The following is an 11,205-nucleotide window of genomic DNA, read 5'->3' on the forward strand; positions in this document are numbered from 1 at the left end:
GTTCCCATGACTCTCACCCAGCACGACATCGACGCCGAGATAGCGGCCGAGCACGCCGCGTACGAGAAACGCGTCGCCGGGGGCGCGCCCGTGGAGCACCATCCGCGCCGCGACTACGCCCCGTACCGCTCCTCGCTGCTGCGCCACCCCCAGCAGCCGCCGGTCACCATCGACGTCAGCAAGGACCCGGAGCTGGTGGAGCTGGACTCGCCCGCCTTCGGCGAACGGGACATCACCGAGATCGACAACGACCTCACCCGGCAGCACACCGGCGAGCCGATCGGCGAGCGCATCACCGTCTCGGGGCGGCTGCTCGACCGCGAGGGCCGCCCGGTGCGCGGCCAGCTCGTGGAGATCTGGCAGGCCAACTCGGCGGGCCGGTACGCGCACCAGCGCGAGCAGCACGACGCGCCGCTCGACCCGAACTTCACCGGCGTCGGCCGCACGCTCAGCGACGACGACGGTTTCTACCGGTTCACCACCGTCCAGCCGGGCCCGTACCCGTGGCGCAATCACGTCAACGCCTGGCGTCCGGCGCACATCCACTTCTCGGTCTTCGGCTCGGCGTTCACGCAGCGGCTCGTGACGCAGATGTACTTCCCGAACGACCCGCTGTTCCCCTACGACCCGATCCTCCAGTCCGTGACGGACGACGCCGCCCGGCAGCGGCTGGTCGCCCGTTACGACCACAGCCTGTCGGTGCCGGAGTTCTCGCTCGGCTACCACTGGGACATCGTGCTCGACGGCCCGGCCGCCACCTGGATGGAAGAAGGACGCTGACCCGCCATGACGAAGATCGACACGAGCAGCCCGGAGAACCTGCTGCCCACCCCCTCGCACACGGTCGGCCCCTTCTACGGCTACGCGCTGCCCTTCCCCGGCGGCGGTGACATCGCGCCCCTGGGCCACCCCGACACCATCACGGTCCAGGGCTACATCACCGACGGCGAGGGCAGGCCGCTGCCGGACGCCTTCGTGGAACTGTGGGGTCCGGGCCCTGACGGGCGGGTGTCGACGACCGACGGCTCGATGCGGCGTGACCCCGCGAGCGGCGGTTTCCTCGGCCGCAACGGCGTGGAGTTCACCGGGTTCGGCCGGATCCAGACCGACGCGGGCGGGCACTGGTACGCGCGCACCCTGCGGCCCGGCGCCCGCGGGCACAGCGCCCCGTACCTCAGCGTCTGCGTGTTCGCCCGCGGGCTGCTGATGCACCTGTTCACCCGGATCTACCTCCCGGGCGACGAGGCCGCGCTCGCCGGGGACCCGCTGCTCGCGCAGCTCCCGCCCGAGCGCCGCGACACGCTGATCGCGGCGGACGAGCGGAACGGCACGTACCGTTTCGACATCCGCCTTCAGGGCGAGGGCGAGACGGTCTTCCTGGAGTTCGAGTGACATCACCCGACCACCCTGATCACCCTGACCGCTCCGCCGGTCACGACGCCGGTCTGCTCTCCCCCGGGTGGGCCGGTTCCCCGGCGGCCGCCGCGAGCGACGACAGCGCCTGTCTGCGGGCGCTGCTCGACGCGGAGGCCGCGCTGACCCGCGCCCAGGCGTCGCTGGGGCTCGCCCCGGCCGCCGCCGCGGCGGCGGTGGACGCGGCGGCCGACCCCGCGCGCTACGACGTGGGGGACATCGCCCGGCGCGCCCGCGGCGGCGGCAACCCGGTCATCCCGCTGGTCGCGGACCTGACCGGGGCGGTCGGCGAGGAGTACGGGCCCTACGTCCACCGGGGCGCCACCAGCCAGGACATCCTGGACACGGCGACGATGCTGGTGGCCGTGCGCACCCTGGACCTCGTCCTCGGCGACCTGGAACGTACGCAGCGGGCGCTGGCCGCGCTCGCCGCGCTCCACCGGGACACCGCGATGCCGGGCCGTACGCTCACCCAGCACGCGGTGCCCACGACCTTCGGTCTGAAGGCGGCCGGCTGGCGGTCCCTGGTCCTCGACGCCCGGGACCGGCTCGCCGCGGTCCGGGCCGCGCTGCCCGCCCAGCTCGGCGGCGCGGCCGGCACCCTCGCCGCGTTCACCGTGTACGCCGCCGGGACCGGCGCCCCGGAGCGGGCCGATCCGCTCGCGCTGGTCGCCGCGTACGCCCGTGAACTCGGCCTCGCCGAACCGCTGTTGCCCTGGCACACCCTCCGTACGCCGGTCGCCGACCTGGCCGGGGCGCTGGCCTTCACGGCGGGGGCGCTCGGCAAGGCCGCGGCCGACGTGCTCACCCTCAGCCGTACCGAGATCACCGAGGTCGCCGAGGGCACCGGCGGCGGTTCGTCGGCCATGCCGCACAAGGCGAACCCGGTGCGGGCGACGCTGGTGGCCGCCGCCGCCCGGCGGGCACCGCACCTCGCCGCCACCCTGTACGGGGCGGTCGCCGCCGAGGACGAGCGGCCCGCCGGTGCCTGGCACGCGGAGTGGGAGCCGCTGCGCGAGCTGCTGCGGCTGGTCGGCGGTGCCGCCCGGGACGCCGCCGAACTCGCCGAGGGGCTGCGGGTGGACGCCGGTGCGATGGCCGCGCACCTCGGGCTCACCCACGGGCTGATCGTCTCCGAGCGGCTCACGGCCGAACTCGCGCCCGTCCTCGGCCGGGCCCGCGCCAAGGAGCTGCTGACCCGGGCCGCCAAGCGCACCACCGCCGAGGACCTGCCCCTCGTGGCGGTGCTCCGCGAGGAGCCCGCCCTCGACGGCGTCGATCTCGACGAGCTGACCGATCCCGCCCACTACGTGGGCTCCGCCGGAGCCCTCACCGACCGCGCCTTGGAGCGATCTTGACCACCGAGCCGTCCGGCAAGCTGCCGCACCACCGCGCCGAGGGACCCGAGTCGGCTCCCCCGCTCTTCCTCGGCTCCTCGCTCGGCACGTCCACCGCCCTGTGGGACGCGGTCGCGCCCGAACTGTCCGTCACCCACCGGGTGATCCGCTGGGACCTGCCGGGCCACGGCGGGTCGCCCGCCTCGCTGACCGGCCCCGGCGCGACGGTCGCCGATCTCGCCGGGCTCGTGCTGGCGCTCGCCGACTCCCTCGGCGTGGAGCGGTTCGCGTACGCCGGTGTGTCGCTGGGCGGCGCGGTCGGGCTGCATCTCGCCGTGCACCACCCGGAGCGGCTGACGTCCCTGGCCGTGGTCTGCTCCTCGGCCCACTTCAACGGCGAACAGCCGTGGCGGGAACGGGCCGAACTGGTCCGCCGGGAGGGTCTCGCGCCGGTCGCGGCGACGGCCGCGTCCCGCTGGTTCACGCCCGGCTTCACGGTGCCGCGCCTGATCGAGGACCACCGCACCGCCGACCCGGCGGCGTACGCGGCCTGCTGCGACGCGCTGGCCGCCTTCGATCTGCGGGACCGGCTGGCGGAGATCACCGTGCCGACGCTGCTGATCGCGGGACGCGAGGACCCGGCGACGCCGCCCGCGCACCTGCGCGAGATCGCGGACGCGGTGCCCGGCGCCTCCCTGACCGAGCTCGCCGGTGCCTCGCACCTGGCGCCCGCGGAGCGTCCGGAGGCGGTGACCGCCGCGCTGCGCGGGCACTTCGGCGGCCACCCGGGGCGCGGGATGGAGGTGCGCCGCCAGGTCCTCGGCGACGCGCACGTGGACCGCGCCCAGTCCCGGCAGTCGCCCTTCACCGCCCGCTTCCAGGACTTCATCTCGCGCTACGCGTGGGGCGAGATCTGGACGGACCCGACGCTGAGCCGCCGCGAACGCAGCATGATCACGCTGACCGCGCTGGTGGCGCACGGCCACTACGACGAGCTGGCGATGCACGTCCGCGCCGCCCGGCGCAACGGCCTCACCCCGGAGGAGATCGGCGCGGTGCTGCTCCAGAGCGCGGTGTACTGCGGTGTGCCCGCCGCCAACTCGGCGTTCGCGGTGGCCCAGCGGGTGCTGGCGGAGGAGGACACGTAGGGGCCCGGGGAACGGGCCGGCGCCCGCGCCGCGGTACGCGGACGCGGGCAGCCCGTCCCCTGCAAGCGCCCGCCCGGCCTCACAGCTCGCTCAGTGCCCGCCCGGCCTTTTCCGCCAGGCCGTCCGCCGCGCACGAGCGGGCCAGGGTCAGTCCCTTCTCCAGCTCGGCCGCGGAGCCCGCGGCGATGCCGTACTCGACGCGGGCCGCCGCGTGTTCGTACTGGCAGGGGGACGCCTCCAGGTAGGTGATCGCCTGGCGGGCCACCTCCAGGGCGCGCGGTCCCGACTCCAGGGCCGCGGCACAGCGCAGCGCCTCGCCGATGGCGGTGTCCGTGCCGAAGCGTTCGGCCTGGCGGCGCGCGTCGGCGGCCAGGGCGGCGGCCCGTGCCGGGTCCTCGACGGCCAGCGCGCGGGCCAGGTCCACGGCCCAGGGCGCGAGGACGGTGTTGTGGTGGCCGCGCGCGGCGGCCGCCTTCTCCGCGGCCTCCAGTTCGTTGATGCCCTCCTTGGTGCGGCCGAGGGCGAGCAGCAGCCGGCCGCGGACCGAGCGGGTGTCCGGCAGCACGATCGTGGACGGGTAGGGCGGCCCGAAACCGTAGCGCTCGGCGACCTCCCCGGCCTCGTGGACGTCGCCGCGGGCGAGCAGCGTGTCGATGAGTCCGCAGGTCGCGGACCAGTACAGCGGCAGTCCGCGGCCCACCCGTTCGGCAAGGCGCAGCGATTCGCGCTGGGCCGCCTCGGCCTCGGCGAGCCGGCCGCGCCTGCGGTGCGCGAGGCCGAGGTAGGCGTGCGCGAGGGCGAGGTGCCCGCCGCTCCAGCCCGCCGACTCGTACGCGCGCAGGGCCTCGCTGAACAGGCTCTCGGCCCGGTCGAGCCGGTCGGTGTAGGCGTAGGAACTGCTCAGCATCATCAGCAGTTCGATGCCCCACTCGGTGTCGGTCCAGCCGAGCCCGGGGGCGAGCCGGCCGTTGACCAGGGCGCGGTCGCACAGCTCGGCGACCTCCTCGGCGTTCTCGCCGCGGGTCATGGCGTCGAAGCCGCGCAGGATGAGCAGGGCGCGCTCGGAGTTGTCGCGGCCCGTGCAGGTCCTGGCGAGTTCGGCGAGGCCGCTGGAGTGTCCCGGGGAGCCGTCGTCGCCGGCGTGGACGGACTCCCACATGTAGTGCACGGCCTGGAGCCGCATCCGGGCCGGGCCCGGTTCGAGGCGGGCGGCCTCGGCGTCGACCGCGCGGACGGCCTCCTCCAACTGGTCGTTGTGCAGCAGCGCCTGGGACAGCCGGTAGACGGCGTCCACCCGCACCTCGCCCTCCAGGCCCGGCATGTCGAGCGCGGCGCGCAGGTGCCCGATGGTCCTGGCGGGGGCGGTCAGCAGGGTCGCGCAGCCGAGTTCGTAGAGCACGCGCGCATGGGTGTCGGGCAGCGGCGGCTCCCTGAGGGCGCGCTCCAGACAGCGGCGGGCCGCGTCGGGGGCGCCGACGGAGAGGTGCTCGCGGGCCGCCTCGCGCATCTGCTCGACCAGCTCGGGGTCGTCGTCCGGGTGCACCTCCAAGAGGTGGCGGGAGGCTGCGGCCGGGCCGCGGCCCGAGTCGGTGACCGCCCAGGCGGCCTGTCCGTGCATCGCGGTGCGCAAGGCGTCGGGGATCGAGCGGTAGACGGCGCTGGCGATCAGCGGGTGCACGAACTCCAGGTCGCCCGCCGCCGTGTGGCCGCCCGCGGAGTGGGTGGTGGTGAGGATACGGGCGGCGCCGAGCCGTTCGGCGCAGCGCAGCGCGTCCTCGCGGGGCATCCCGGCGAGCTTGGCGGCGAGTTCGAGGGAGATCTCGGTGCCGAGGATCGCGGCCGCCCAGGCGAAGCGGGTGGCGTCGATGCCGAGCCCTTCGAGGCGGGCGACGAGGCCGCGGCCGCGGGCCGAGCGGTTCAGGGCGCGCAGTCCCGCGGCCGACGCCTCGACCGGGTCGAGCCCGCTGTCCTGGACCTTGGCGAGCAGCTCCACCGATTCGTAGGGGTTGCCGCCCGTCACCGCCCAGACCTCGCGGCAGAACGGCGCGTCGGCGTGCTCGCCGAGGGTGGCACGCGTGAGTCCCGCGGTCGCGTCGGGGGTGAGCGCGCTGAGCGCCGTGACGGGACCGGCCGCGGCGGCGACGGTGTCGAGGTGGCGGGCGCTCTCGCCGCTGGTCTCGCCGGGCCTGCGGGCGACCAGGACGAGCACGGCCAGGTCGTCGAGCCGCTCGGCGAAGCCAGCGAGCCAGCGCAGGGTCTCCAGGTCGGCCCAGTGCGCGTCGTCTATGAGCAGCACCAGCGGCCATTCCCGCTTGGCGAGGCGGCGCACGGCGGCGACCAGTCCGTCGCAGACGCCCTGCGGGTCGGGCTGCCGGTCGCCCGGTACCGCGACGCCCAGCGCGGGGCCCGCGATGTCGTACCAGTCGCCCAGGTACTCGCGGACCTCCTCGGGCAGCAGCGACACCAGGGCGGGCTGGAGCAACTGCCGTACCACGTTGAAGGGGACGGACGTGACGGTCTCGCCGCCGCGGGCGGACCACACCGTGCAGCCGCGGGCCTCGGCGATCCGCCGCGCCTCGGTCAGCAGCGCCGTCTTGCCGAGGCCCGCTTCGCCCGTGAACACCAGCAGGTGTCCCGAGGACGATGGCGACTCGGCGCACAGGGCGGTGATCGCCCGTTCCACCGTGGCGACTTCCTCGTCACGCTCCCACAGGGAAGCCGAGGCGGCCACCCCGGGCCGTGCCTCCGTCATCCCGCTACCTCCCGAAGTCGCCGAACGACGTACAGACATCGAGCCTAGCCCTCCGACGGTCCCGGTGGGGCACGTCCTGACTCCTGTTGCCATCGCGGGTGACGTCGTGTATTCGCGGGCGGCGCGCGAGCGTTGCGACCGGTGCGGGCGGCGGCGGACCGACCGGTGCGGGTGAAAGTCATTGACAGCCAACTCCCCTGGAACTGAAGCTGACTTGCGAGCGACGGCGGGACCCGTTCCGCTTTCCGGCACGGGGCGCCGCCGGGCAACGGCCACCGCCCGGGAGGAACCGGCATGACCGCCCCCGCGCACGGCCCGGATCCGCGCACCGCCCCGCCCGGACGGTCCCGCCGAGCCCTGGTCGCGGGCTCCGTCGGCAACTTCGTCGAGTGGTACGAGTTCGGGGTCTACGGGTACTTCGCGACGATCATCGCGGAGCGGTTCTTCACGCCGGAGGGCGGCAGCGCGGCCGAGGGGCTTCCTCACCGCGCACGGCCTGCCCGGCACCGACCCGACGAGCACCGGCGCCCGCCACCCAAGCGTCCTGGGCTCCGTCACCCCCGGCCACGACGGCTGGAACCTCCCGCCCCGCGCGGAGCACGCGCCGGTACGGCTCGTCCTGCGGTGACGGCACGGCCGTACGCGTGCGCACGCCCCGCCGGCGGGCTGTTGTCGGCCGCCCCTCTCATCCGGCTTTCACCGAGTGCTCATACGGTGTTCCCATGACGCAGGCGACTCCTCCCGGGTGGTATCCCGATCCCGGGCAGACAAGTGACGGTCCCCCCGCCGAGCGCTGGTGGGACGGCAACGCATGGACGGAGCAGACCCGTCCCGTCGGTTCGGCCGCCCTCTGGGGTCCGCCGGCGCATCCGCCCGCGGCCGGGGCGTACCCGGGCGCGCCGGCCGGCCCCGCGCGGCGCGGGCTGCGCACGGGCATAGCCGTCGCCGCCGCCATCGCGGTCCTCGCGGGCATCGGCGGCGGCGTGTACGCGCTGACCAAGGACGACGGCGGCAGCGGGACGAGCGCCAACTCCCAGGGGCCCGGCGGGCAGAACGGCCAGGGCGGCCCCGGCGGCCAGGGCGGCGGCCAGGGCGGCCCGGAGGGCGGCGGTCCCGGCGGGGCGCCCGGCGATTCGGGCGGCTCCGGCGGCCAGACGCCCCAGCCGGGCGAGTCGGGGCAGCCGCAGACCGAGGACGGCTACGCCACGGACGCGATCAACGGCATCGCCATCCCCGTACCGGACGGCTGGAGCGGCGCGAGCATCACGGTCGGCGCGCAGGTGACCTCGGACGACTCCTACAAATGCCCCGGCGACACGTCCAAGGACTGCACCAAGGGCGGCGCCTACTCGGCCCCCGCGGTGGCCCTGGAGCTGGAGGCCACCACGGCCAAGGCCGCGGCCAAGGAGGACATCTCCAAGAACGCCGAGGAATCCTACGGCGGCACCACCTACGGCAAGATCACCTCGCACGAGGAGCTCGCGTCGAAGGCGGTCACCGTCGCCGGGCAGAAGGGCTACATGGTCCGCTGGAAGGTCGTCACGAGCAAGGGCGACGACGGCTACGTGGAGTCGCTCGCCTTCCCGTCGCCGGCCTCCTCCGGCCAGCTCGTCGTGGTCCGCTTCGGCGTCGACGTGAGCACCAGGACGACCGTCATCGACCAGATCACGAAGGGCATCAAGGAGTCGTCGGCCAGCGGCGGCGGCAGCGGGCAGGACGTCTGATCGCCGGGCTCATCCCCGTCATGTTCGGTCGGCCGACATGATGCGGCCGGGCGGGGCTCCTCTCCGCTCAAAGAGGAACCCCACCCGGCCGGGGGGTGCGCGCCGCCCCCGTCCCCACGGTGCGGCGCGGTCAGGCCGACGTCCGGTCATCCCGCGGACGGCGGCCTGAGTCTCAGGTCAGGCCGAGTGCCGGCAGTACGACCGCCTCCACGAAGCCCTCTACGTAGTCCGCGTCCGCGTACCGCCCTTCCAGGACGGGGCGGACCCGGATGATGCCGAAGAACTGCGCGGGCAGGTACTCCAGCGCCGGATGGTCGGCGGCGATCTCGCCGCGGTCGACCGCGCGCCCGATCATCGCCCTGAACGAGGCGATCTCGGGCTCCACCAGCGCCTCCCGCAGCGCCATCTTCAGCTCCTTGTCCTGCATCACCGCGTGCCCGAGCGCCTGGAGCAGCTGGGTGTCGCCGCCCGACTGGTCGCCCGCGGTGCGCGCGGCGGCCCGCAGGTCACCGGCGAGGGAACCGGTGTCGATGCCCGCGAACCGCGGACAGCGGTTGGCCCGCAGCGCCGCGGCCACGAACTGCGGCTTGGTCTTCCACTGCCGGTAGAGCGTGGACTTGCTGCACCGGGTGGTCGCGGCCACGCCCTCCATGGTGAGCGATTCGTACCCGCAGGTGCGGACCTGGTCGAGCACGGCGTCGTAGAACTCCTGCTCACGCTCGGGCGTGATCTTGGAGCGGCGCGAGGCGACGACCGTCTCCGGTCCCTCCGCTGCCTGCGACGTCATGGCTCATCCCCTCCGCTCGTGCCGGTACCCGGCCGCATCAGCCATCCCAGTGTATCGATACGTCAGTGTACCGGTACGCGGCCGTATCGGTACACTCCCGTATCGGTACACTGGCGTATCGATGGGCCTTGGACAGGGCCCACTCGCCTGCCGAGTCCGAGCAGCGAGTGGGGGCTGTCCTGGGCTCACCACGCACCACCCCAGAACCGTGAAGCAAAGGGGTCGGGGATGGATTCCCAGACCGAGCCCGCGAACCGGGAGACGGTCACGGCACCGGACACCCGTGCCCGGCCGCCGCTGATCCGTGAGCTCCTGCTCGTCACCGGGCTCTTCGTCGTCTACAAGGCAGGGCGGCTGCTGGCCGACGGCCACACCGGCGAGGCCTTCCGCAACGCCCACCGCGTGTGGGACTGGGAGCGGGCGGTCCACCTGCCGGGCGAGGGCGCCGTGCAGAGCGTGCTGCTGCACGGCGACACCCTCGTGCACGTCGCGAACACCTACTACGCGGCCGTCCACTTCCCGGCCACCGCCGCGTTCCTCGTCTGGCTGTACTGGCGGCGCCCCGGGCACTACGTGTGGGCGCGCCGGGTCCTGGCCGCGCTCACCGCCGCCGCCCTCGTGCTGCATCTCACCTTCCCGCTGGCCCCGCCCCGGCTGCTGGGCGCCGCGGGCCTGGTGGACACCGGCCAGGTGTACGGGCCGACGGTCTACGGGGCGCACCCCGCGGCCGACGCGATGGCGAACCAGTTCGCGGCGATGCCGTCGCTGCACTTCGGCTGGGCGCTCATGGTCGCGATCGGCCTGATGGCCGCGGGCCGCTCGCACTGGCGCGTGCTGTGGCTGCTGCATCCGCTGCTCACCCTGCTGGTGATCGTCGGCACGGCGAACCACTACTGGCTCGACGCGCTCGTGGTGACGGCGCTGCTCGGCATCGCACTCGCCGTGGTGCCTCCGCCGCACCGCACGGCGGCGGCCGGACCGCGCCCCCGGCAGCGGGCCGGCGCCGACTCGGTGACCGGGCTCGTGGGGGCCGGACGATGAGCGCCACCGTCCTCGCGGTCGTCCTGTCGCTGTTCTCCGCCGTCGCCTACGCGGCCGCCGCGGTGGCGCAGGAGCGGCTCGCCGCGCGGAGCGCGGGCACCGGTTTCCTGCGGCTGCTCGGCAACGGCGCCTGGTGGTGGTCGGTCACGCTCAACGCGTCCGCCGCGCTGCTGCACGTCGCGGCCCTCGCCTACGGACCCCTCACCCTCGTACAGCCGCTCGGCGCGCTGACCCTGGTGGCGGCGGTGCCGCTGGGCGCACGGCTGGCCGGGCGCCGGGTCAGCGCGGTCGAGTGGCGGGGCACGGCGCTCACCCTGGCCGGGCTCGCCGCGCTGCTCGTGGCGGCCACCGGACCCGCGCCCGACGACGTGCTGACCCTGCCTCAGGCGCTGGCCGTGGCCGGTCTGACCGCGCTGGTGATCGGTGCGCTGGCGCGCCGGGGCGCCCGCCCGGGGCTGCGGCACGCGAGCGCGTCCGGCTTCGCCTCGGGCGTCGCCTCCGCGCTCACCCAGACCGTGACCGTGGCGGCAACCGACCGTACGGGCCCGCTGCTCAGCGTCCAGGTGGTCGTCGTCGCGCTGCTGGTCGCCGCGTTCGCCACCGGCGGGCTGCTGCTGTCGCAGACCGCCTACCGGGGCGGGCTCGGGGCGCCGCTCGCCGTGGTGACGCTGGCCAACCCGGTCGCCGCGGCGGTGATCGGCCTGTCCCTGCTCGGCGAACGCCTCCAGGGCGGCTCGGCCGGGATACTGCTGGCCCTGGCGGGGGCGGCGCTCGCCGCCTGGGGAGTGGTGGTTTTGTCCCGCGCCGCCGGGCCCGCGCCCGCCGACGACCACCCGGTGGCCGCCGTACTGGCGCTGGACTCCGGGGCGGCGGCCCAGGAACCCGCGCTGATGCCCCGTCAGCCCGCGCGCCGCGCGCGGCGGCATCTCACCAGGCTGTAGCGCACGCGGACGCGAACGGCGGCGGCCGGCACCTACCGGACCGTGGCCGCCCTGCTCGCGGC

9 protein-coding genes and 2 pseudogenes are annotated in these 11,205 nt (G+C 75.0%); 9 read left to right on the top strand and 2 right to left on the bottom strand.

What is annotated here, in order from left to right; all coding sequences use genetic code 11:
- Nucleotides 1-6 precede the first annotated feature (6 nt).
- Genes pcaH through pcaD form a run of 4 tightly spaced genes read left to right on the top strand, consistent with a single transcriptional unit; the run spans nt 7 to nt 3,898 of the window.
- A complete protein-coding gene (pcaH, locus tag ACFV6E_RS39320; RefSeq protein WP_385169890.1) occupies nt 7-780 on the top strand; it encodes a protocatechuate 3,4-dioxygenase subunit beta in 774 nt (257 codons plus the stop codon).
- A 6-nt stretch (nt 781-786) separates the two neighbouring features.
- Nucleotides 787-1,392 carry a protocatechuate 3,4-dioxygenase subunit alpha gene (gene pcaG / locus ACFV6E_RS39325; protein ID WP_385468352.1) on the top strand — a complete coding sequence of 202 codons (606 nt, stop codon included), beginning with the start codon at nt 787-789 and terminating at the stop codon, nt 1,390-1,392.
- Complete coding sequence (gene pcaB, locus ACFV6E_RS39330; RefSeq protein ID WP_385468355.1) at nt 1,389-2,771, top strand: 3-carboxy-cis,cis-muconate cycloisomerase; 1,383 nt, start codon at nt 1,389-1,391, stop codon at nt 2,769-2,771. The genes pcaG and pcaB overlap by 4 nt, the downstream gene beginning before the upstream one ends.
- Entirely contained in the window at nt 2,768-3,898 is a 1,131-nt protein-coding gene (pcaD, locus tag ACFV6E_RS39335) for a 3-oxoadipate enol-lactonase (protein ID WP_385468358.1), read from the top strand. The genes pcaB and pcaD overlap by 4 nt, the downstream gene beginning before the upstream one ends.
- Nucleotides 3,899-3,977: 79 nt before the next feature.
- Here pcaD and ACFV6E_RS39340 read toward each other — a convergent pair whose 3' ends face one another.
- The gene (locus ACFV6E_RS39340; RefSeq protein WP_385468361.1) at nt 3,978-6,650 is read right to left on the bottom strand and encodes an ATP-binding protein; all 2,673 of its coding nucleotides are present in this window, start codon (nt 6,648-6,650) and stop codon (nt 3,978-3,980) included.
- A gap of 294 nt (nt 6,651-6,944) precedes the next feature.
- Between ACFV6E_RS39340 and ACFV6E_RS39345 the strand changes: the two are divergent.
- The 3 genes and pseudogenes from ACFV6E_RS39345 to ACFV6E_RS39355 form a co-directional block, all read left to right on the top strand.
- Nucleotides 6,945-7,130 (top strand): annotated as a pseudogene (locus tag ACFV6E_RS39345) (metabolite-proton symporter); the annotation flags it as partial.
- Nucleotides 7,126-7,278: pseudogene (locus ACFV6E_RS39350) on the top strand (anhydro-N-acetylmuramic acid kinase); the annotation flags it as partial. The pseudogenes ACFV6E_RS39345 and ACFV6E_RS39350, both read left to right, overlap by 5 nt.
- A 94-nt stretch (nt 7,279-7,372) precedes the next feature.
- Nucleotides 7,373-8,374, top strand: a complete 1,002-nt coding sequence (locus ACFV6E_RS39355) for a DUF2510 domain-containing protein (protein WP_385468363.1) — start codon at nt 7,373-7,375, stop codon at nt 8,372-8,374.
- Nucleotides 8,375-8,546: 172 nt separating this feature from the next.
- Here ACFV6E_RS39355 and ACFV6E_RS39360 read toward each other — a convergent pair whose 3' ends face one another.
- Nucleotides 8,547-9,161, bottom strand: coding sequence for a TetR-like C-terminal domain-containing protein (locus tag ACFV6E_RS39360; protein WP_385169906.1), 615 nt, complete (start codon nt 9,159-9,161; stop codon nt 8,547-8,549).
- A 228-nt stretch (nt 9,162-9,389) separates the two neighbouring features.
- On the opposite strand from ACFV6E_RS39360, the gene ACFV6E_RS39365 reads away from it, so the two are divergent.
- Together ACFV6E_RS39365 and ACFV6E_RS39370 are read left to right on the top strand one after the other, a co-directional pair.
- The gene (locus ACFV6E_RS39365) at nt 9,390-10,202 is read left to right on the top strand and encodes a phosphatase PAP2 family protein (RefSeq protein ID WP_385169908.1); all 813 of its coding nucleotides are present in this window, start codon (nt 9,390-9,392) and stop codon (nt 10,200-10,202) included.
- Nucleotides 10,199-11,143 carry a DMT family transporter gene (locus ACFV6E_RS39370; protein WP_385468366.1) on the top strand — a complete coding sequence of 315 codons (945 nt, stop codon included), beginning with the start codon at nt 10,199-10,201 and terminating at the stop codon, nt 11,141-11,143. Before ACFV6E_RS39365 ends, ACFV6E_RS39370 begins: the two co-directional genes overlap by 4 nt.
- Nucleotides 11,144-11,205: the final 62 nt, after the last annotated feature.

The sequence above is a fragment of the Streptomyces sp. NPDC059785 genome, assembly GCF_042732375.1.
Classification (GTDB): Bacteria; Actinomycetota; Actinomycetes; order Streptomycetales; family Streptomycetaceae; genus Streptomyces.